This window comes from Nocardiopsis akebiae, assembly GCF_018316795.1.
In the GTDB taxonomy this organism is placed as follows: domain Bacteria; phylum Actinomycetota; class Actinomycetes; order Streptosporangiales; family Streptosporangiaceae; genus Nocardiopsis; species Nocardiopsis dassonvillei.
In genome coordinates, this window is the sequence record NZ_CP074132.1 from 194,572 (window position 1) to 215,666 (window position 21,095).

Annotated in this window: 16 protein-coding genes; 9 read left to right on the top strand and 7 right to left on the bottom strand. The window is 71.8% G+C overall.

All coding sequences use genetic code 11. The features are described from left to right. Window positions 1-153: 153 nt before the first annotated feature. A complete protein-coding gene (locus KGD83_RS00880; protein ID WP_212642072.1) occupies window positions 154-2,739 on the bottom strand; it encodes a DUF6049 family protein in 2,586 nt (861 codons plus the stop codon). Between the two features lie 358 nt (window positions 2,740-3,097). Here KGD83_RS00880 and KGD83_RS00885 point away from each other — a divergent pair, with 358 nt between their 5' ends. Beyond that, entirely contained in the window at window positions 3,098-4,597 is a 1,500-nt protein-coding gene (locus KGD83_RS00885; protein ID WP_212642073.1) for a CCA tRNA nucleotidyltransferase, read from the top strand. Between the two features lie 3 nt (window positions 4,598-4,600). Here the strand turns inward: KGD83_RS00885 and KGD83_RS00890 are convergent, their stop codons facing one another. The 3 genes from KGD83_RS00890 to KGD83_RS00900 form a co-directional block, all read right to left on the bottom strand. Next, window positions 4,601-5,326: a class I SAM-dependent methyltransferase gene (locus tag KGD83_RS00890; RefSeq protein WP_212642074.1), complete on the bottom strand. Its 726-nt coding sequence runs from the start codon at window positions 5,324-5,326 to the stop codon at window positions 4,601-4,603. A 95-nt stretch (window positions 5,327-5,421) separates the two neighbouring features. Continuing rightward, window positions 5,422-6,717, bottom strand: coding sequence for an MFS transporter (locus tag KGD83_RS00895; RefSeq protein ID WP_212642075.1), 1,296 nt, complete (start codon window positions 6,715-6,717; stop codon window positions 5,422-5,424). 321 nt (window positions 6,718-7,038) lie between these two features. Beyond that, window positions 7,039-8,130, bottom strand: coding sequence for an inositol-3-phosphate synthase (locus KGD83_RS00900; protein WP_212642076.1), 1,092 nt, complete (start codon window positions 8,128-8,130; stop codon window positions 7,039-7,041). A gap of 955 nt (window positions 8,131-9,085) precedes the next feature. On the opposite strand from KGD83_RS00900, the gene KGD83_RS00905 reads away from it, so the two are divergent. The 7 genes from KGD83_RS00905 (at window position 9,086) to KGD83_RS00935 (ending at window position 15,196) form a co-directional block, all read left to right on the top strand. Next, window positions 9,086-9,787 (top strand): hypothetical protein, encoded by a 702-nt coding sequence (locus KGD83_RS00905; RefSeq protein ID WP_212642077.1) that lies wholly within the window; start codon window positions 9,086-9,088, stop codon window positions 9,785-9,787. Further along, window positions 9,787-12,048, top strand: coding sequence for a transglycosylase domain-containing protein (locus KGD83_RS00910; protein ID WP_212642078.1), 2,262 nt, complete (start codon window positions 9,787-9,789; stop codon window positions 12,046-12,048). Before KGD83_RS00905 ends, KGD83_RS00910 begins: the two co-directional genes overlap by 1 nt. Window positions 12,049-12,286: 238 nt before the next feature. Next, the gene (gene rpsF, locus KGD83_RS00915) at window positions 12,287-12,577 is read left to right on the top strand and encodes a 30S ribosomal protein S6 (protein ID WP_013155834.1); all 291 of its coding nucleotides are present in this window, start codon (window positions 12,287-12,289) and stop codon (window positions 12,575-12,577) included. 129 nt (window positions 12,578-12,706) lie between these two features. After that, window positions 12,707-13,297, top strand: a complete 591-nt coding sequence (locus KGD83_RS00920) for a single-stranded DNA-binding protein (protein WP_212642079.1) — start codon at window positions 12,707-12,709, stop codon at window positions 13,295-13,297. Between the two features lie 99 nt (window positions 13,298-13,396). Beyond that, the gene (rpsR, locus tag KGD83_RS00925) at window positions 13,397-13,633 is read left to right on the top strand and encodes a 30S ribosomal protein S18 (RefSeq protein ID WP_013155832.1); all 237 of its coding nucleotides are present in this window, start codon (window positions 13,397-13,399) and stop codon (window positions 13,631-13,633) included. Between the two features lie 27 nt (window positions 13,634-13,660). Next, window positions 13,661-14,107 (top strand): 50S ribosomal protein L9, encoded by a 447-nt coding sequence (gene rplI, locus KGD83_RS00930; RefSeq protein WP_212642080.1) that lies wholly within the window; start codon window positions 13,661-13,663, stop codon window positions 14,105-14,107. Between the two features lie 255 nt (window positions 14,108-14,362). Continuing rightward, window positions 14,363-15,196, top strand: coding sequence for a peptidoglycan recognition protein family protein (locus KGD83_RS00935; RefSeq protein ID WP_212642081.1), 834 nt, complete (start codon window positions 14,363-14,365; stop codon window positions 15,194-15,196). Between the two features lie 70 nt (window positions 15,197-15,266). Here the strand turns inward: KGD83_RS00935 and KGD83_RS00940 are convergent, their stop codons facing one another. Then, window positions 15,267-16,616: an MATE family efflux transporter gene (locus tag KGD83_RS00940; protein ID WP_212642082.1), complete on the bottom strand. Its 1,350-nt coding sequence runs from the start codon at window positions 16,614-16,616 to the stop codon at window positions 15,267-15,269. 347 nt (window positions 16,617-16,963) lie between these two features. Here KGD83_RS00940 and dnaB point away from each other — a divergent pair, with 347 nt between their 5' ends. Further along, window positions 16,964-18,316: a replicative DNA helicase gene (dnaB, locus tag KGD83_RS00945; protein WP_212642083.1), complete on the top strand. Its 1,353-nt coding sequence runs from the start codon at window positions 16,964-16,966 to the stop codon at window positions 18,314-18,316. 101 nt (window positions 18,317-18,417) lie between these two features. Here the strand turns inward: dnaB and abc-f are convergent, their stop codons facing one another. Further along, window positions 18,418-20,103 carry a ribosomal protection-like ABC-F family protein gene (abc-f, locus tag KGD83_RS00950; protein WP_212642084.1) on the bottom strand — a complete coding sequence of 562 codons (1,686 nt, stop codon included), beginning with the start codon at window positions 20,101-20,103 and terminating at the stop codon, window positions 18,418-18,420. 626 nt (window positions 20,104-20,729) lie between these two features. Next, window positions 20,730-20,960 (bottom strand): hypothetical protein, encoded by a 231-nt coding sequence (locus KGD83_RS00955; protein ID WP_212642085.1) that lies wholly within the window; start codon window positions 20,958-20,960, stop codon window positions 20,730-20,732. Between the last annotated feature and the right edge of the window lie 135 nt (window positions 20,961-21,095).

The following is a 21,095-nucleotide window of genomic DNA, read 5'->3' on the forward strand; positions in this document are numbered from 1 at the left end:
GACTGGGGAATGTCCGGCCGCGGCGCCGTGGTCCGGCGTCCGCGGGTCGGCCACGCGGGTGCGGACCGCGTGCGCCGACATGGAGACGTGCGGGTGTGTCGACATGGCGTCCTGTCGGTAGGGAGCCATGTCACCCTCTCCGGAACCGCTGGGTCACGTGCCCGTGCCGTCGCGGTCCCGCTCCGCGCCGCCCGCCGCGGCTGGGGAGTCGGCTTTCTCTTGGCCGGAGGGGCCCTCCGGCCGCTCGGTGTCCTCGGTTCCGTCCGCCCCCCCGTCCGGGGCTGCGTCCCGGGCGGGGGAGGCGTCCTCCGTGGAGGAGGGGCCCCCGGACGTGTCCGGGGCGGTGTCCCGGTCCGTCCCGGAGGGCCCGTCCCCGGAGTGTGCGACGCCCGCGGAGCCCTCGGTGTTCGCGCCGTCGCGGTCCGCCCCGGCTGCGGTCCCGGCGGTCTCCGCGGCCTCGGGAGCCCCGGCGGTACCGGCGGTCTCGGAGCCGGCCGCGGCGGCCTTGCCGCGGGCCCACTTGCGCAGCGCGCGCGGGGCCAGGGCCGCGACGAGGATCAGCAGGCCGATACCGCTGATGGCCAGCGCCTGGGTGCCCAGACCGGTGGCGTTCACCGGGATCTCGACGTCCTGGCTGCTGATCGGCTCGCCCTCGGAGTTCTGCAGCCCCACGTTGAGGACCGTGCGGCCGTTGACCCGGGCCGACAGCGGGATGTAGACCGTGGTCCTGGTGCCCGGCTCCAGCTCGAAGGAGTGGTTGTACTCGCCGACGCTCAGGCGGTCGGAGTTCTCGGAGAAGACTGACAGGTTCACGAAGACGGTCTCCTCCTCCAGGTCGTTGGCGACCAGGATGCCGGTGGTGCCGGTCCGGCTGGCCAGGGTGACCGGCTCGCCGGGGATGACCCGCACGTCGTTCATGCGGTCCTGCACGTCCTGGTCGACCAGGGCGCGGGTGGCTCCCGCCAGGGCCTCCTCCTCCCGCCAGTACACCGACTCCAGGCGCAGCAGCGCCGGGCGGAGCGGGTCGCTGTCGCCGACCAGGACGCTGTTGAACAGCCGCACGTCCCGGCTCACGTCCTCGACCAGCTCCAGGTAGGTGGAGCTGAGCTCCTCCCCGCGGGCGCTGTCGGGGTAGGTCAGGGACCGGCGGGTCCGCTCGCGCTCACCGGCGTCGGGCAGCTCGACCTCGTCCAGGCTCCGGGGGGAGAGCCACGGCAGGTCCTCGGAGGCGGCCAGCACGCCCCGGGCGAACTCGGCGTCGGGGTTCCAGTCCGGCTCCGGCGAGGCGACGACCACCCGGCCGCTTCCGGCGTTCTCGCCCGCGATCATCGCCGTCTCGGCGGCGAAGCGCTGGAGCGCGAGCTCGGTCTGGCCCGGCTCCCCGGTGGGCATGGACAGCACGTCGGTGATGCCCTGGTCGGCGACCAGGGCGAAGGGCTCCTCGGACGTCTCCTCCTCCGGCGCGGGCAGCGGGGCCTGCGCGGTGGGGGTCGTGGACAGCCGGGACGAGGCGGGCACGGCCTCCTCGTCCAGCAGGAAGCGGGTCGCGCCGTGCGAGGCGAGCAACTGGTGGACGGCCCCGTCCATCAGGCCGCCGGGGGGCAGGGCGAAGGTCTCGTCGGCCTCCGTCTCCAGCGCCCGCAGGACCGCCTCCTGGCCGACCCGCAGGGCCGCCTCGGCGTCGGAGCCCATGTCGTGCCGGAGCAGGGCGGCGAGGTCGGCCCGGGCGTAGGGGGTGGCGACGACGTGGTCGGCGGCCAGCACGCGGCGGGCCTCGCGCAGCCACACCTGCGCGGCCTCGCTGGCCTCGACCTGGTGCCGCACGGGCTCGGACTCGGCGGGCACCGCGAGGGGGTCCTCCACGACCGAGTGCCCAGAGGAGGCCATGCGCAGGATGTCGTCGAGCGTGCCGGGGTCCACGGCCCAGGTGACCGGGACCCCCTCGTCGCGCTCGGTGGCCTCCTCTGCGGGCTCGTCCTCGTCCTCGGCGTTCTCCGCTCCCTCTCCGGTGGCCTCCTCCGTGGGGAGGGCCTCCGCGGTCTCCTCCGCGGTGGCCGTGCCCTGCGAGGGTTCCGCGGACTCCTCGTTCAGGCCCAGCAGCTCGACCAGGTCCTCCTCCCCGGCCTCGAAGGACACCGGCTCCTGCGCCCCCGCGGCCAGCAGGCGGCCCAGGCGGCCGTCGGCGTCCACCGCCGAGTGCAGGCCGTCGTCGAGGAAGGTGTTCTCGTCCGCGCGCTGGGGCGGCGCCATCAGCGGCCACACCCAGGCGATGTCGACGGAGGGGGCGTCGTCCCCGCCCGTGTAGGGGAGGAAGGTGTACTGGGAGCCGACGACCCGGCCGTCCCCGTCCACGGCCTCGACGACCAGCGGGTACACGCCGTAGGAGTCCAGGCCGAGGTCCTCGACCGGCACGCTGAGGGAGTACTCGGCGCTGGCCTCGGGGGCCAGTTCGGCGGTGACCTCCTCGTCGGGCCCCGGCGCGTCGGGCTGCCAGCCCTCTCCCGAGGCGAACTCGTCCAGCTCGCCGCGGTCGCTGAAGGGGTGCCGCGAGTAGCTGAGCCGCACGCTGACGCCGCTCATGTCCTCGGAGGTGGTGTTGGTCACCTCGCCGGTGACCCGCAGGGTGCTGTCCTCGTCGGCCGCGTCCGGTGTGACGCGCTCGACGACGAGCGGATCGGCCGTCTGCTCCGCGTTCGCGGACGTGGCCGGTATCGGGAGCAGCGCGGTGGTGAAGGCCATGACCACCGTCGCGGAGGCAAATCGACGCAACGCTTGACCGGTTTCCTGACTCGGGTCCAGGTGGCCGTCCCGCCGGTGACGCGGTGCGGGGGGACGGTCGGAAGTACCCGCACGGCGCACACGGCGTACGCGGGTCGGGTGGACGCGGGGCAACCGGGGCGTCCTACCACTTCCCTCGAAGATACCGCCTTCCCCGTGCGTGGAGTCGGGTCGCGGCCGCCGCGCGGCGTGCGGGGGAGACCGGACGCCCCGCCGAACGGCGGCGGTCCGCCGCCGCGGCCTCCGAACCCTGTACGGCCCGGTACCGGTGGGCGGGGACGATTCGCGGTTTGCTTCGGGCGCCGCCTAGTCTCGTGGTGTGCCGAACACAGAGTTTTCGCGGGAGAGCGACGCCGCCCAGCAGCCGGACGCCGGGGACGCACCGGGTTCGGGTGCGCTGACCGGTGCGCAGCGTGCCGCGGTCACGGCGTTGGCGGACTCCTTCCCGACCGTCTCGGAGGAACTCGGCGAGCGCTTCGCCGCACACGGCCATCAGCTCGCCCTCGTCGGCGGGCCGGTGCGCGACGCCCTCCTCGGCAGGCCCGCCAACGACGTGGACCTGACCACGGACGCGGTGCCCCAGCGCATCCTGGAGCTCGTGGACGGCTGGGCCGACTCCGTGTGGACCGTCGGCATCGACTTCGGCACCGTGGGCCTGCGCAAGAAGGGCCTCCAACTGGAGGTCACCACCTACCGCAGCGAGTCCTACTCGCCCAAGTCCCGCAAGCCCGAGGTGGCCTACGGCACCGACATCCAGGACGACCTGCTGCGCCGCGACTTCACCGTCAACGCCATGGCGGTGCGCCTGCCCGGCCTGGAGTTCGTCGACCCGTTCGGCGGACTGTCCGACCTGCGGGACAAGGTGCTGCGCACCCCCGGCAGGCCCGAGGACTCCTTCAGCGACGACCCGCTGCGCATCATGCGCGCGGTCCGCTTCGCCGCCCAGCTCGGCTTCACCCTGGCGCCCGAGGTGGCCGAGGCCGCCCGGGACATGGCCGACCGGCTCTCCATCGTCTCCGCCGAGCGCGTCCGCGACGAGCTGACCAAGCTCATGCTCAGCCCCGACCCGCACCGCGGCGTCGAACTCATGGTGGACCTGGGCATCGCCCGGTACGTGCTTCCGGAGATCCCCAAGCTGCGCCTGGAGATCGACGAGCACCACCGGCACAAGGACGTCTACGAGCACTCGCTCACCGTCCTGGACCAGGCCATCGAGCTGGAGGAGAAGCGGGGCCACGAGCCCGACCTCGTGCTGCGCCTGGCCGCGCTGCTGCACGACGTCGGCAAGCCCAAGACGCGCGCCTTCGAGTCCGGGGGGCGGGTGACCTTCCACCACCACGAGGTGGTGGGCGCCTCGATGAGCCGCAAGAGGCTCACCGCGCTGCGCTTCCCCAAGGACGTGGTGTCCGACGTCAGCACCCTGGTCGAACTGCACCTGAGGTTCCACGGCTACGGCAGGGGCGAGTGGACCGACTCCGCGGTCCGCCGGTACGCCCGCGACGCAGGGACGCAGCTGGAGCGGCTGCACATCCTCACCCGCGCCGACTGCACCACCCGCAACCGGCGCAAGGCGGCGGCGCTGGCGCGCTCCTACGACGACATCGAGCGTCGGATCGGGCTGCTCGCCGAGCAGGAGGAGCTGGACCGCATCCGCCCGGACCTGGACGGCAACGAGATCCAGGAGATCCTGGGGGTCAAGCCGGGTCCCGTGGTCGGCCGCGCGTACCGCTTCCTGCTGGAACTGCGCCTGGAGAACGGTCCGATGGGCAAGGAGGCCGCGACCGAGGAGCTGCGCGCCTGGGCGGCCGAGCACCTGTGAGGGTCAGCGGCCCGGCTTGACCGCCGTGACCGCCATGGCCATGCCGAACACGCGCAGCGGGGTGTCCTCCAGGGTGTCGGAGAGGGTCTGCAACGCCGTGGTGCGGCGGTCGAACGGCGGCATCAGGTAGTCGATGGCGCACACGCGCAGCCCGGCCCCCCGCAGCAGCCGGCCCATCTGCTGGGTGGTGAACGCCCGCGCGTCCGACAGGCGCGCGTGCAGGGGCCCGACCCAGGGCAGGAAGGGCGCGGTCAGCGCCGAGCGGCGCCGGCCGCCCCAGAGCACGCCGTGGGTCTCGAAGGGGAACCAGCGGTTGGGCGTGGTCAGCGAGAGCGCGCCGCCCGGCTTGAGGACCCGGCGGACCTCCCGCAGGGTGCCCTCCAGGTCCTCGACGTGCTCGACCACCTCGAACGCGGTCACGCGGTCGAAGGTGTTGGCGTCGAAGGCCAGCGCGTCGGCGGACATCTTGTGGATGCCGATCCGGTCCTCCAGTCCGGTGCCCGCGATGCGCCCGGCGAACGCGTTGAGCCGCTCGGGTTCGAGGTCGATCGCGTCCACGCGCACGTAGCCCCCGGCCAGTTCGACCGTGTAGGCGCCGTCGCCGCAGCCCACGTCGAGCAGGCGGTCGCCGTGGACGGGCAGCTGACGGGAGACCGCCCCGACGCGCTTGACCACCCCCCGCGGCCCGAGGGCGCTGGAGGCGTCGCCCAGTGCGTCACCGGTGTTCATGGCGGACCATCCCCGCTGTCGACGAGTCTCCCCGTGGAGACTACAGCAGGTGACGACATGGTGACGTGTGGATGTGTCGCCAGGTCGACAAGGCGCTACGCGGCCTCGCGCTCCGTTTCCGCGGCGCTGGCGCGGCGCCCGCGCACCACCCAGGCGGCGCCCGTCACCAGGTAGGCCGCGGCCATCGCGACGACCACCGCGGAGTCGACCCCGGACGGCGGGACCAGTGCGGCGGCCAGCGACGCGCCCAGGACGAACGTGGCGTTGAACAGCACGTCGTACACCGAGAACACCCGCCCCCGGAACGCGTCGTCGACATGTCGCTGAACCAACGTGTCGACGGTGACCTTGACCCCCTGCGAGACGAAGCCCAGCGCGAACGCGGCCACGGGGAAGAGCACCGGCGAGAAGGGCAGTCCGAACACCACCAGGACCGCCGACGCCGCCGCCAGCTGCAGCGCGATCCACGTCCCCGGGGCCATCCGGGCGGTCGCCCACGGAGTGGCCACCGCGCCCACCAGGAACCCCGTCCCCGACAGGCCCATCGCCACCGAGAAACCGGCCAGCCCGGCCACGCCGCCGCCGGTGAAGGTGTTGTTGTACAGCAGCAGCGTCAGCAGCGTGGAGATCCCGAACAGCACCCGGTGGCCGCCGACCGTGAGCAGCGCGTCGCGGGCCTCCGGACGCGCCCAGAGGTGGCGCACCCCCGAGACCATGCCCCGCACCACGTTGCGCACGGCCGCCGCGACCTCGTCCGGCTCCCGCTCCAGGTGCGGCCCCAGCTCGTCGTGGCCCAGGGTGAGGGAGACCAGCGCCGCGCCGGCGAAGCCGAGCGCGGCCACGAACAGGATGAGCCCGGTGCCCAGGGCGTCCTCGCCGCCGAGCAGACCGATCGCCGCACCCGCCCCCGCGCCCAGGAAGCTCGCCGCGGTACCGCTGGTCGGCGTGACCGCGTTGGCCGTCATCAGCTTGTCCCGGTCCACCACGTAGGGCAGCCCGGCGGACAGCCCGGACAGGAAGAAGCGGTTGACGCTGAGCACCAGGAGCGCGGTGAGGAGGAAGGCCGGGCTCTCGGCCTCCGCCACCAGGAACGCGCTCGCCACCGCGAGCGCCGCCTTGGCCAGGGATGACAGCAGCAGGATCTGGCGCCGGGGCCACCTGTCGATCAGGACCCCGGCGAACGGCGCCACCACCGAGAACGGCAGGAGCAGCACCGCGAAGGCGGCGGCGACGGCGCCCGCGCTGGTGTGCTGCTCGGGGGTGAAGAAGACGAAGCCCGCCAGCCCGGCCTGGTACACCCCGTCGGAGAACTGCGCCACCAGCCGGGTGCCGAACAGACGGCGGAACCGGGGCCCCCGCAGGACCACGCGCAGATCACCGAAGAAGGACACGGCACCAAGGGTAGGCCGTGCGCGGGGCCGGGGCGGCCCCGGGGAGAAGGGGGCCCCGGCCGTGCGCCGGGACCGCCCCCAGGAGCGCTCTAGGCAGTGCTTTCCGGACCTTCCGCTCCGCTTCGCCCCACCCGCCGCCCGTCACCACCCCCAACGGACGCTGCGCGCGGTCCTTCTCGTGTTCGGGCGCCCGGAGAACGGGGACCTTCGGCGCCTGCGACGGGTTCGCCCGTTCCTCGCGAGCCCGTCTCCGGCGCCTCCAGAACCCCGTGGGCGCCCGAACCGACCCCCGCAAGCCGAGACCGGTCGAAGAAACAGACCTTAGTCGTCGGTGCCGTCGTTCCGGCCCGAGGCGATGAACTGCTCGACCTTCTCGTGCGCCTCGGCGTCGCTGTACTGCTCGGGCGGGGACTTCATGAAGTAGGAGGACGGGGCCAGGATCGGGCCGCCCATGCCGCGGTCCTTGGCGATCTTGGCGGCGCGGACCGCGTCGATGATGATGCCCGCGGAGTTGGGGGAGTCCCAGACCTCCAGCTTGTACTCCAGGTTCAGCGGCACGTCGCCGAACGCGCGCCCCTCCAGGCGGATGTAGGCCCACTTGCGGTCGTCCAGCCACGGCACGTGGTCCGACGGGCCGATGTGCACCGAGCCCGCCTTCAGCTCGTGCGGGATCTGGGAGGTGACGGACTGCGTCTTGGAGATCTTCTTGGACTCCAGGCGGTCGCGCTCCAACATGTTCTTGAAGTCCATGTTGCCGCCGAAGTTGAGCTGGTAGGTGCGGTCCACGATCACGCCGCGGTCCTCGAACAGCTTGGACAGCACGCGGTGGGTGATGGTCGCGCCGATCTGCGACTTGATGTCGTCGCCGATGATCGGCACACCCGCTCTGGTGAACTTCTCGGCCCACGCGGGGTCGGAGGCGATGAACACCGGCAGGGCGTTGACGAAGGCCACGCCCGCGTCGATCGCGCACTGGGCGTAGAACTTGCCCGCCTCCTCCGAGCCCACCGGGAGGTAGGACACGAGCACGTCGGCCTTGCTGGCCTTGAGCGCCGCGACCACGTCCACCGCGTCCTCGGGGGACTCCTGGATGACCTCGCGGTAGTACTTTCCGAGCCCGTCGTAGGTCGGTCCGCGCATGACGGTGACGCCGGTCGGCGGCACGTCGCAGATCTTGACGGTGTTGTTCTCGCTGGCCGTGATGGCGTCGGCGAGGTCGTGGCCGACCTTCTTGGCGTCCACGTCGAAGGCTGCGACGAACTCGATGTCGCGCACGTGGTACGGGCCGAACTGCACGTGCATCAGGCCTGGTACCCGGGACTCGGGGTTGGCGTCCTTGTAGTAGTGCACGCCCTGGACGAGCGACGCCGCACAGTTGCCGACGCCCACGACGGCTACACGTACCGAACCCATTGGTCCTTGCTCCTTCTTGTTCGCGAACATGGATTCCACGGCGCACGACGACGGGACCGCGCCGACGGCGGTTCCGGGTCCCGTCGCCACGCGTTCGTTTCCCGTATGTGGTCAGCAGCGCACACGGCGTTTCTGTTCCCACCCGCCGCCCCGCACCGCCCTCAGTGGTCGGTGTCCGGCGCGCGCGGTCCCCGTGCCCTCCGCGCCGCCTCGGCGGACGGACCGGGCACGGTTCACGTCCCGCGACCGGGAACCGCAGGGGGAACATGCATGTCTGGCTGTTTTGTTCAGTTCTGACTCTATCTCCGCCCGCCCGCGGGCCCGCATGCCAGACCTGTGACACGAGTCCGCGTGGGTCCGTCCGCGCGTCGGCCGCCGCCCGTGAACCCCCGGAGTCCTGCGGGGAAAATCTCACACACCCATCCCTACCAGCGCGGACACCGGACACTTCTCGGGCGGGTCGACGCCCGGCCGGCTCGTCGGGGTTCGGCTTGCCCGCTCTGAACTGGCATGACGGGCGATTCCATGCGAAACATGGCCAGGTGTGCCAGGACGCGCGATAACCTCGCGCGTGGGTTGTGCTATACCGTTCGATCGCTCTAACGTGACCTGTGATTTGCGTGCGTAGCCGGTAGAGCCCCCGGACCCAGCCCCTGCCGCGGCGGCGTTTCCGTAGGCACCGAGCACCGAGGGCTGTCGCTCCCGCAGGCCAACGACCAGGAGGAAGAAGCGGCTTACGTCTTCGCGACCTGTGTGAAAACCCCCGCCCGCCTTCGGGCGTCCTTTATCAAGCCTTGAACGACAGGCACAGCGTTGGACACGGCCACGCCGGTCCGGTCCACGCAGTCGTCGCGAGAAGCAGGTCGCGGATCACCGATCCCCCAGGGGGACCGTCCCCCCGTTTCCACCAAGGAATCGTCAGGCCGACCGGCCGTGAGAGGCAATCGAGGACCACGTGAGTACCGAACGACGACGGAACGCCGATGGCGGCCGTCGCCGGGCCGACGGCCCGGCCGACGGCTCGCGCGGCGGCGGCGGACGGCGCCGGGCCGACGGCCCGCCCCGGGACGAACCCTCCGGAGGCCGCCGCCGCCCGGACGCCGGTGACGGCTTCTGGGGGGACGACGCCGGGCCCGAGCGCCCGCGCCGCCGACGCCCCCCGGAGCAGGAGGCCCGTTCCGAGGGCCGCCGCCGATCCGAGGGCGACCGCCCCCGACGCCCCGAGGGACAGCGCCGCGTCCCCGCCGACGGCGACCGCCCCCGCCGCCGTCCCGAGGGCGAGCGCCCCCGGCGGCCCCAGGACGGCGAGCGCTCCGGCCACCGCTCCGAGGGCGAGCGCCCGCGCCGTCCCGAGGGACAGCGCCGCCGCCCGGACGAGGACCCCCGAGGCCGCCGCAGGGCGGCCGGCTCCGGACCGCGCGACCCCCGGGACCGCGACCCCCGCGACCCCGCGACCGCGGCCGCGACCGCGAGAACGCCGCCCGCTCCGAGGGGCGGCGAGCCCCAGGCCGCGGCTCCCGCGCCGCCGCCGGCGGCGGCAGGGGAGGCCGGGGCGGCGGTCGGCGCCGCTCCCGCGACGAGGAGCCGGACGACCGCCCCTGGTTCAAGCGCTTCCTGTCCAAGGCGTGGAAACCCGCCCTGGCCGTCTTCGGCCTGATGATCATCGGCGGAGTGGCCGCCTTCGCGGTCCTGTACGCCATGGCCCCCAACGTGGACGAGCTCGAGGCCAAGTCGGACGCCAACCTGTCCGCCACCCAGATCATGTGGGCTCCGGAGGGCGACGCCGAACCCGAGGTCGCGCTCACCTCGGGCGAGGTCAGGCGCGTCGAGGTCCAGCGCGAGGACATCCCGCCCTCGGTCATCAACGGCGTGCTCGCCGCCGAACAGCGCACCTTCTACACCGACCCCGGCATCAGCATCTCCGGCATCGGCCGCGCCGTCCTCTCCGGCGGCGAGGCCGGCGGCGGTTCCACCATCACCCAGCAGATGGCGCGGAACTACTACAGCGACCTGGAGATCGAGAACCAGTACATCCGCAAGATCCGCGAGATCTTCATCTCCATCAAGCTCAACCAGCAGATGGAGAAGGACGCCATCCTCACGACCTACCTCAACACCATCTACTTCGGTCGCGGTGCCATGGGCATCCAGATGGCGTCCCAGGCCTACTTCGACAAGGACCTGAGCGAGCTGACCGACGCCGAGGGGGCCTTCCTGGGCATCATCATCCAGATGCCCAGCAACTTCCAGGGCGAGATGGGCGACTGGACCAGGACCTACCTCAACGATGAGCGCTGGCCCTACGTGCAGGAGCAGCTGGCCCTCATGCACGAGGACGACCCCGACCTCGGCCTGCCCAGGGCCGAGGCCGAGGCCCTGGAGATCCCCGAGCTCGCCCCGTACGGCACCCAGGAGGGCGAGGAGGAGCAGGAGTACGACCCCAAGTTCGACTACGTCTACAACGCGGTCCTCTCCGAGATCGAGGAGCGCTACTCCCAGCAGGGGATCACCGCCCAGGACATCGCCACCCAGGGCTTCGTCGTGCAGACCTCGCTGGACCCCGCGCTCATGGACGCCGCGCGCAGTTCCTTCGACGTCCTGCCGAACACCCCCGAGGACACGATGATGGGCCTGACCGCGGTCGACCCCGCGACGGGGCAGATCGTCGCCTTCCACGGGGGCGACAACGTGGCCGAGGACGTCAACAACTCCCTGACCCACCGGACGCAGGCGGGTTCGTCCTACAAGCCCTACGTGCTCGCCACCGCGCTCAAGAACGGGATCAGCCTCAACAGCACGTTCGACGGCGACTCCCCCCAGGAGTTCCCGGGGCTGCAGAGCGAGGTCATCAACGCGGGCGACAGGAGCTGGGGGCCGGTCAACCTGATCCAGTCCACCGCCCAGTCGATCAACACCCCGTTCGTGGAGCTGGCGGTGCAGATGACCCCGGCCGCGGTGGACGACCTCGCGGTCCAGGCCGGTGTGGCCGAGGAGCAGACCACGACCTCCGCCCAGGGGCCGCTCATCGCGCTGGGCACCCACCAGGTGAGCGCGCTGGACCAGGCCGAGGGCTACTCCACCTTCGCCGCCGGTGGCGTGCACCGCCCGGCGCACATGATCACCGAGCTGCGCACCGCCGACGGCACGGTCATCCCGCCCGACGACGCCGACCTGCTGGAGAACGGTGAGCGGGTGGTCACCGCGGACGTCGCGGCCGACGTCACCTACGCCATGACCCAGGTCGTCGAGCCCGGCGGCGGTGGCGACCAGGCGGCGCTGCCCGACGGGCGCCCCGTCGCGGGCAAGACCGGTACCTCCAGCGACGCGGTCTCCGCGTGGTTCGTGGGGTACACGCCGCAGCTCGTCGCCGCGGTGGGCCTGAGCCGCGCGGACGCCAGCCAGCCCCTGGAGTTCGACGGCCAGACCGCGGGCGAGATCTTCGGTGGCACCACCTCGGCCAACGTGTGGCGCGAGTTCATGACGACCGCCATGGAGGGCGTCGAACCGGCGCAGTTCCCGCAGCCCGCCTACGTCGGTACGGAGCAGAGCTTCGTGCCCACGCCGTCCCCGAGCGCGGAGCCCACCGAGGAGCCGTCCGAGGAGCCCTCCCCCGAGGAGTCCCCGAGCGCGAGCCCGGGGGAGTGCGACCCGGCCATGCCCGACTCCCCGGAGTGCCAGGACGAGCAGACCGGCGAGCCCTGTGAACCCGGAATAGGCCGGGACTGCCCGGAGAGCCCCGGCACGGGGGACCAGGAGGAGTGCGGAACCTGGCCGCTGCCCGCCTGCGAGGACACCGATCCCAGCGGTGAGGCCTCCGACCCCGAGCAGGACGGCGGGGACCAGGGCGGCTGGCCTTTCCGGGCGAACGAGACCGGAAGCGACGCCAACAGGATGATCATCCTCAGCCGGAACGACTGACCCGGTTCAGGACGAGTGAGGGGGCCGGTGCGCGTGGAGCGCACCGGCCCCTCCGCGTGTGCCCGGGCTCCGTCCACAGGCCGCACCGGAGGGTGCGCGGCTGCTGGTAATCTTTGATCCCGTATGGCTCAGAGTCCGCGCGACGCCCGCCCCCGCGGCGCGGAACCCGTCCCGGACTCCTGCCCTCCTGCTATGGAGATTCCATGGCCGCGACAGTCCAGAGGAGGAACGTACGCCTATGCGTCGTTACGAACTCATGATCATCCTCGACCCCAACCTCGACGAGCGCACCGTCGCCCCGTCGCTGGAGAACTTCCTGGGTGTCGTCCGCAACGACGGCGGCTCGGTGGAGAAGGTCGACATCTGGGGCAAGCGCCGTCTCGCCTACGACATCGACAAGAACGCCGAGGGCATCTACGCGGTGATCGACCTCACCGCCGAGCCCGCCACGGTCAAGGAGCTGGACCGCCAGCTCGGTATCGCCGAGGCCGTGCTCCGCACCAAGGTGCTCCGCCCCGAGGTCCACTAGGCGGCGTCCCGCCGCCGTCCCCCGCCCCGACTTCCACCCCGGCCCCGACGGTTATGTCAGTGGTCGCGCGGATGATCGGGGGAACAGGCGAAACCGCCTGATCCGACTACCTCGAACCGGAGCCCATCCATGGCAGGCGAAACCCAGATCACGCTCGTCGGCAACCTGGTCGACGACCCTGAACTGCGCTTCACTCCCAGTGGAGCCGCGGTCGCCAACTTCCGTGTGGCCTCGACGCCCCGCACCTTCGACCGCGCGTCGGGGGAGTGGAAGGACGGCGAGTCCATGTTCCTCACCTGCACCGTCTGGCGGCAGTACGCGGAGAACGTGGCCGAGAGCCTTCAGCGCGGCATGCGCGTCATCGTGCAGGGCCGGCTGAAGCAGCGCTCGTACGAGACCCGCGAGGGTGAGAAGCGGACCGTCTTCGAGATCGACGTCGACGAGGTCGGCCCGGCCCTGCGCAGCGCCACCGCCAAGGTGACCAAGTCGCAGCGCCAGGGCGGCGGAGGCGGCTTCGGCGGTGGCGGCGGCGGTGGTTTCGGTGGCGGCCAGCCCCAGCAGGGCGGCGGCTACGGGAACCAGGGCGGCGGCTTCGGCGGGTCGCAGGGCGGCGGAGGCCGCAGCGGCCCCCCGGCCGACGACCCGTGGGCGACCAACGGCGGCGGCGGTGGCGGCTTCGGCGGCGGAGGCGGGGGCTTCTCCGACGAGCCCCCGTTCTAACCGCGGCGAGTACCCCGTCCGGCGCCCCGAGGCGCCAGACCCTTTCCACATCAGACCATCCCCGGGAGGACCCCGGGGCTCTTGCGAAGGAGCACCACGATGGCTAAGCCGGCAGCGCGCAAGCCCAAGAAGAAGGTTTGCCTCTTCTGCCAGGAGAAGCAGTCCTACATCGACTACAAGGACACCACGCTTCTCCGCAAGTTCATCTCCGAGCGCGGCAAGATCCGCGCCCGCCGCGTCACGGGTAACTGCACCCAGCACCAGCGCGACGTCGCGACCGCGATCAAGAACGCGCGCGAGGTGGCCCTGCTGCCCTACACCAGCACCGCCCGCTAACGGCGATATCCGAGGGAGGTTTTTGTCGTGAAGCTGATTTTGACCCACGAGGTCAACGGTCTCGGAGCCCCCGGCGATGTCGTCGAGGTGAAGAACGGCTACGGTCGCAACTACCTGCTGCCCCGCGGGTTCGCCATCCGGTGGACGCGCGGCGGTCAGAAGCAGATCGACCTGATCCAGCGCGCGCGCTCCGCGCGTGACATCCGCACGCTCGACGAGGCCCAGCAGGTCGCTGGCCGCGTCAACGCGCTCACCGTGCGCCTCAAGCAGCGCGCCGGCGAGGGCGGCCGCCTGTTCGGCTCGGTCACGCCCGCGGACATCGCCGAAGCCGTCAAGGCGACCGGTGGTCCCGAGCTGGACAAGCGCCGGATCGAGATCAAGAACCCGATCAAGGCCGTCGGGAGCCACAAGGTCCAGGTCCGCCTGCACCCCGAGGTCTCCGCGACGATCAAGCTGGACGTCGTCGGTTCCTGACCGACGCCGTGCACGCCGGGCCCCGTCTCCCCCCGGGAGGCGGGGCCCCGCTGTTTCCCCGTGCTCCCAAGGGCCCCGGTCCCGCCTCCGGCGCCCTCCGAGGGTCCGCCGTCCCCGGAGGCGGTCCGCGTTCTTGCTCGGTTCTCCTGACACGCCTGGTCGACAGACAACCCTTTGATTACTCTTTGTAATCTATCGTGTTCTCTGTGTTGGTGTCGTACGTTGCACCACCCAGCACGGAGAGGACGCAGAGCCATGACCGTGGAAAGAAGAGACGAGCCGGGCCGACACACACGGGTGGACCGCAGGACCGTTCTGCGGGGAACCGCCCTCGCCGCCGGGGGAGTGCTCCTCGGCGGGATCGCCGGGATCCCCGCCGCGGACCGGGCCTCCGCGGCCACGCGACCCAAGGTGTACACGCGCGCCGACTGGGGGGCGCGCGCTCCGAAGAACAAGATCGAGGTCGTGCGCCGCGGGGCCACGCACATCGTCGTGCACCACACCGCCACGGCGAACGCGTCCGACACCTCGACCTCGCACGCCGCGTCGCTGTCGCGCTCCATCCAGCGGTACCACATGGACACCAACGGGTGGAGCGACATGGGGCAGCAGTTCACCATCAGCCGCGGCGGCCACATCATGGAAGGGCGCGACCAGAGCCTGCGGGCCGTCAGCGCCGGACACCACGTCCTCGGCGCGCACACCGCCAACCACAACGAGCACGCGATCGGGATCGAGAACGAGGGCACCTACACCTCGGCGTCCCCGCCCGCGGCCCTGCTGGACTCGTTGGCGGACACCTGCGCCTGGCTGTGCCTGGCCTACCGGCTGGACCCCGACGAGGCCATCGTCGGCCACCGCGACTTCAACGCCACGGGCTGCCCCGGCGACAAGCTCTACGCGGCGCTTCCCCAACTCCGCTCCACCGTGCGGAGCAGGATGCGGGAACAGCTCGCCCACCCGGGCGCGGCGGCGGTCGCGGCACCGGGGCCCGACCAGCTGCCGACCTACCCCGACGTGCCGCGAGACGAACGGGTGAGGCCCTACAGTCACGGACCCGCCGTCGGTGAGCGCGACACGTTCGCGTGACCCCGCCGGCCCGCCGGGGGGGGACACGGGCACCGGGCCCGTCACGGCCGCGCCGTGGCGGGCCCCCTGATCAGGGCCGGTACGCGCCGGTGACCAGCCAGGCCGTACTCCGTGCCCGGAACCCGAGGGTGACCGCGCGGGCGAGGATCCACACCCCGAAGGCGACCCACAGGCTCACCAGCGCCCACAGGGGGCCGTCCGCCAGCCGCGGCAGGACCAGGGCGAACGGCAGGAAGACCAGCATCGTCCACAGGGAAGCCCACGCCAGGTAGCGCTGGTCCCCGGCGCCCATCAGCACGCCGTCCAGCACCATGGTCACCCCGCTCAGCGGCTGCAGCAGCGCGACCACCACCAGCGAGGCCGTGATCAGGACGCGCACCTCGGGGTCGGAGGTGAACGGGACCCACGCCCACGGCAGCGCCAGGAACACCAGCGCCGCGAAGACCAGGCCCAGCCCCACGCCCCACTCCACCATGCGCCTCGTGGCGTCCCGGGTGCCCTGGACGTCCCCCGCGCCCAGGTAGCGGCCCACGATGGACTGCCCGGCGATGGCGATCGCGTCCATGGCGAACACCAGCAGCGCCCAGATGTTGTGGCTCACCTGGTGCGCGGCGATCGACGCGTCGCCCAGCCGGGCCGCCACCGCCGTGGTCACCAGGGCCACCACGCGCATCGACACGCTGCGCAGGAACAGGGCGAACCCCGCCGAGGCCGAGGCGCGCAGGCCCGTCGTCGTGGGCGTGAGCGACACGCCCTCGCGTCGCGCGGCGCGCGCGATCGTCATCACGTACCAGAACGCGCCCCCGCCCTGGGCGAGCACCGTCGACCAGGCCGAACCCGCGATGCCCCAGTCCAGGACCAGCACGAACACCGCGCACAGCACCGCGTTGGCCGCGTAGGAGCAGACCGCCACCACCAGCGGGGTCCGGGCGTCCTGGAGGCCCCGCAGCACACCGGTGCCCGCCATGACGATGAGCAGGAACGGCGTGCTGAGCAGGCTGATACGCAGGTAGGTCAGGGCGTGGGGCGCCACGTCGGGCGAGGCGCCCAGCGCCTCCACCGTCACCGGGCCGAGCGGCCAGCCGATCGCGACGGCGGCGAGGCCCAGCAGGACCGCGAGCCACAGCCCGTCCACGCCGTCCCGGACGCCCCCGGGGACGTCGCCCGCGCCGAACCTGCGCGAGACCGCCGCGGTGGTGCCGTAGGCGAGGAAGACGCAGACGGCGACGAGCGTGAGCAGCACCTGCCCGGCCACGCCCAGGCCGCCGAGCGCCTCGGTGCCCAGCGTGCCGACGATCGCGGAGTCGGTGAGCAGGAACAGGGGCTCACTGATGAGCGCGAAGAACGTCGGGACCGCCAGAGCGATGATCTCGCGGTCGTGGCGGTGCCGGAAAGGGGCGGCCGAAAGCAGTCGTGGCATGACCAGCACACAGTATCGGACACGCGTTCTACGCGGGTGTGGAGTTGTCCACACCCCGGCTGAAGCCTGTGGATAACCTGTGGAAACACGCCCTGTGAGGCATCTTGCACCCCCTGACTGCATCCTGTGTTTTGGCAGGTCAAGGGCTATATGTAGCGGTCGCGGCAAAGTTATCCACAGGTGATGTGCACAACCCCGGTCCGGGATGCCCTGCGGGGCACCGGACATGGTGGTAAGGGACGTGTCCACAACCTCCGGCCAAGGCGCCTCCGGCATCCGCCATGGGGCATCCTGGAAGGGTCGGTCCGTTCCCGGGCCGACGGAAGTACCGTCCCGGGGGAGCGTTCGTGAGTGTCGCTGAGCAGCCACCTGAAGAAGGCGGATACGAGCGCACCCCACCCCACGACATCCAGGCCGAGCAGAGCGTGCTCGGCGGCATGCTGCTGTCCAAGGACGCCATCACGCAGGTCGTGGAGATCATCCGCTCCGCGGACTTCTACCGACCCGCGCACCAGATCATCTACGAGAGCGTCGTCGACCTCTTCTCCCGGGGCGAGCCCGTGGACGCCATCTCGGTCAACGCCGAGCTGACCAAGCGCGGCGAGGCCACCCGGGTCGGCGGCGCCCTCTACCTGCACACCCTCACCGAGGCCATCCCGACCGCCGCCAACGCGGGCTACTACGCCAAGATCGTCTCCGACCGCGCGGTCCTGCGCCGCCTGGTCGAGGTGGGCACCCGCATCGCCCAGATCGGCTATGCCGGGGACGGCGAGGTGGACGACCTGGTCGACCACGCCCAGGCCGAGATCTACAAGGTCGCCGAGAAGCGCACCGGCGAGGACTACGTCGCGCTCGCCGACATCATGCCGGGCGCCCTGGACGAGATCGAGGCGATCGGCGCCAACGACGGCACCATGACCGGCGTGCCCACCGGCTTCGCCGACTTCGACGCCCTCACCAACGGCCTCCACCCCGGCCAGATGGTCATCATCGCCGCCCGCCCCGCCGTTGGCAAGAGCACGTTGGCCCTGGACTTCGCGCGTGCGGCGTCCATCAAGCACGACATGACCGCGGTCTTCTTCAGCCTGGAGATGGGGCGCAACGAGATCGTCATGCGCCTGCTGTCGGCGGAGGCCCGGGTGCCCCTGCACACCATGCGCTCCGGGCTGATGACCGACGAGGACTGGACCCGCCTGGCCAGGCGCATGGGCGAGGTGGCCAACGCGCCCCTGTTCATCGACGACTCCCCGAACATGTCGATGATGGAGATCCGGGCCAAGTGCCGACGGCTCAAGCAGCAGCACGACCTCAAGCTGGTCATCGTCGACTACCTCCAGCTGATGAGCTCGCCCGGCCGGGTGGAGAGCCGCCAGCAGGAGGTCTCGGAGATGTCCCGGTCCCTCAAGCTCCTGGCCAAGGAGCTTGAGGTCCCGGTGGTGGCGCTCTCCCAGCTCAACCGAGGCCCCGAGCAGCGCACCGACAAACGCCCGCAGGTGTCCGACCTTCGCGAATCGGGGAGCATCGAGCAGGACGCGGACATGGTCATCCTGCTCTACCGCGAGGACGTGCACGACAAGGAGTCGCCGCGCGCGGGCGAGGCGGACATCATCGTGGCCAAGCACCGCAACGGCCCCACGGCGGACGTGACCGTGGCCTTCCAGGGCCACTACAGCCGGTTCGTCGACATGGCTCCGGGCTAGCCGCCGCGTCGGGGCCCGCCGCGCAGCGAGCCCCGAATATCGGCTAGTCGTAATAGCGGTTTATGGCCAAGCCGATTTGTCGACAAAGCGCTACGCCCGCCTCACGCGGAGTCGCTGACCACGATCCCCTCCCGTAGTTCCAGGTGGCGGCCGGTGAAGCGCTGCCGGGTCCTGCGGTCGTGTGAGACGACCACCAGCGCGCCCTCGTAGCGCGTCAGCGCCTCCTCCAGGTCCTCCACGAGACCGGGGGAGAGGTGGTTGGTCGGCTCGTCCAGGAGCAGCAGGTCGTAGGCCTCCGACGTCAGCCGGGCGAGCTCGATCCTCCTGCGCTGGCCCACCGACAGGGACGCCACCGGCCGGTCCAGCTCCCCGGGCCGGAAGAGCCCGAGCGAGGCGAGTTCGTCCCGGTGGTCCCCGGCGAAACCGGGCCGTCCCGCGGCGTAGGCGCCGAGCACGGTCTGTCCGGCGGCGAAGGAGCCGTCCTCCTGACGCAGGTAACCCACCCGACCGGGGACCGAAACCCGTCCCTCGTCGGGGAGCGCGTCCCCGGACAGGACCCGGAGCAGGGTGGTCTTGCCCGCCCCGTTCGGCCCGGTGACCAGCACGCGTTCGCCCGGAGCCAGGTCCAGGCGGGGCACCTCCAGGCGGTGGTCCACCCGGACCCCCTCCAGAGAGGCGGCCGGAGCGCTCCCCCCGGCGCGGGACCCGGTGAACCCGGCGGTCATCCGCAGCGGTACCGGCGGCTGAGCCACCGGGTCGGCGGTCAGCCTCTCCACCCTCTCCTTGGCGTTGCGGACGCGGCCCATGGAACCGTGCGCGGCTCCGCGCATCCTGAACGCCCCGTGGCCGAACGCGGCCTTCTCCATCTTGCGCGGGATGGCCCGCAGCGCCGCGATGCTGTTCTCGGCGAGCCTGCGCTGCCTCGCCAGGTCCGCCCTCCACTCCTCGTACTCGCGGATCCACCGGGCCCTGGCCGAGGCCTTCGCGGCCAGGAACCCGTCGTAGCCGTTGCCGTACCGGTGGATCCGACGCAGGTCGTGGTCGACCTCCAGGACGGTGTCGGTCACGTTGGCCAGGAACGCCCGGTCGTGGGTCGCGGCCACGACCGTGCCCCGGTGGCGGCGGAGCCGGTCCTCCAGCCAGGCGACCGCGCGGTCGTCCAGGTCGTTGGTGGGCTCGTCCAGCAGGAGCAGTTCGGGTGAGGCCGCCAGCATCGCGGCCAGGGCCAGGCGCGAGCGCTCCCCTCCGGAGAGGGTCCTCAGCGGGCGGTCGCGGTCCAGGCCGGGAAGGCCCAGCCCGTGCAGTCCGGCGTCGACGCGCGCGTCGGCGTCGTAGCCGCCGCGCGCCTCGAACCGTGCGAGCAGGTCGCCGTAGGCGTCCAGCTCCGCCGGGGTGGCGGAGCCGAGCGTGCTCTCCGCCGCGCGCAGACTCGCCTCCATGCCGCGCAGGACGGCCAGGGCGGAGTCGACCGCGTCGCCGACGGTGCCGGTGGAGACCCCCACCGCCTCCAGGGTCTGCCTCCCCGCCCCGACCCCTTCCAACGTTTGTCGTAGGCGTCCGACTCCTCCCGGGGCCCGGACCGTGATGTCGCCGTTGGTGGGGTCCTCCTCCCCGGCGAGCAGGCGCAGCAGCGTGCTCTTGCCGGAGCCGTTGTCGCCGATGATCCCGACGCGCTCGCCGGGGCTGATAGCGAGGGTGACACGGTCGAGCACGGTGTGGTCGCCGTAGCGGTGGGTGATGTCGTCGAGGGCGAGCTGGGACTGTGCTCGTACTCGGGCGGTGAGCATGCGCGTCTCCTGATCTGCGGTGTGGCCGGGAGAGGAGCCGCGGATCGACGGTGGGGCGCTGGCGTTCCGGGTTTCGGACAGGGCGCGGCGATGGCGCGGGTCCGGGAAAAGGGAACGGTGAGGCCTTCCGTGGTCGACCGCGGTACGGCGACGCCGGGGAGCGCGGGGAAATCGCCGTGCTGCACTGGGCGCTGGCGGCGGTGGCTCGGGCGTCGGACGCGGGACTACAGGAAGATCAGCCTCATGCGGAAGACGATACGTCTCGTTTTATTAGCCGTCAAGCGGACGTTCGTGAGACCGACATCACGGGGTTCGGGGCGACAGGAGGCCTGTAACGGCTAACCACTTTGCTCTTTATGGTCAAGCCGATTTGTCGACAAAGTGATGCGGAGCCAGGGGGAGACCGCCCGGAGGCCCCGCGCGGGCTCCGCGCACGACGAGGGGGCCGCCCCGCGGGACGGCCCCCTGCGCTCGCTTCGGTTCGCCGCGCGCCCGTGCGCCGGAATCGGCGCGGCCCCTCGCCCACCGGGGCCCGTCCGTGCGGAGGCGCGGTCGGTCCCGGGGCAACGGCGAAGGCCTCCCCGTCCGGAGGATCCGGGCGGGGAGGCCTTCGTTCGAACCGCCGGCTAGAGCCAGCGGACCTCGGGGCGGCTCCGGCCGTTGTCGTCGGTGACCAGCACCCAGTGCATGATCGGGTGTCCCGACGTCGTCGCGTCGGCGTCCTCGCGGGGCTGCGGAACGTTGACCGGCTCGGTCGCGAGACCGGAGAGGCGGTTGGTCCCAGCCGAGAGGCGGAGGCGCCGACGGGTCGTCGAGAACCGAGTGGGGTGGGGTGCACGGTCCGTCCTGCGCGCCATGGGACCCTCCTCGTTTCCATTTCAGATGTCCCAAGTTAACCCTACGTTCACCTTCGAGTCAATTCGCCGGATTTCGTGGGCGTGGTACATCGGGGCTTCGGCCTCCGTGTGAGGCCTGCTTGGAGACCTGCCCAG

Coding starts and splice junctions, on each gene's coding strand:
- abc-f (WP_212642084.1), bottom strand. CDS start 20,103: ATGCTCACCGCCCGAGTACGAGCACAGTCCCAGCTCGCCCTCGACGAC.
- KGD83_RS00940 (WP_212642082.1), bottom strand. CDS start 16,616: ATGCCACGACTGCTTTCGGCCGCCCCTTTCCGGCACCGCCACGACCGC.
- KGD83_RS00880 (WP_212642072.1), bottom strand. CDS start 2,739: ATGGCCTTCACCACCGCGCTGCTCCCGATACCGGCCACGTCCGCGAAC.
- rpsR (WP_013155832.1), top strand. CDS start 13,397: ATGGCTAAGCCGGCAGCGCGCAAGCCCAAGAAGAAGGTTTGCCTCTTC.
- KGD83_RS00900 (WP_212642076.1), bottom strand. CDS start 8,130: ATGGGTTCGGTACGTGTAGCCGTCGTGGGCGTCGGCAACTGTGCGGCG.
- KGD83_RS00910 (WP_212642078.1), top strand. CDS start 9,787: ATGATCATCGGCGGAGTGGCCGCCTTCGCGGTCCTGTACGCCATGGCC.
- KGD83_RS00890 (WP_212642074.1), bottom strand. CDS start 5,326: ATGAACACCGGTGACGCACTGGGCGACGCCTCCAGCGCCCTCGGGCCG.
- rpsF (WP_013155834.1), top strand. CDS start 12,287: ATGCGTCGTTACGAACTCATGATCATCCTCGACCCCAACCTCGACGAG.
- KGD83_RS00955 (WP_212642085.1), bottom strand. CDS start 20,960: ATGGCGCGCAGGACGGACCGTGCACCCCACCCCACTCGGTTCTCGACG.
- KGD83_RS00935 (WP_212642081.1), top strand. CDS start 14,363: ATGACCGTGGAAAGAAGAGACGAGCCGGGCCGACACACACGGGTGGAC.
- KGD83_RS00920 (WP_212642079.1), top strand. CDS start 12,707: ATGGCAGGCGAAACCCAGATCACGCTCGTCGGCAACCTGGTCGACGAC.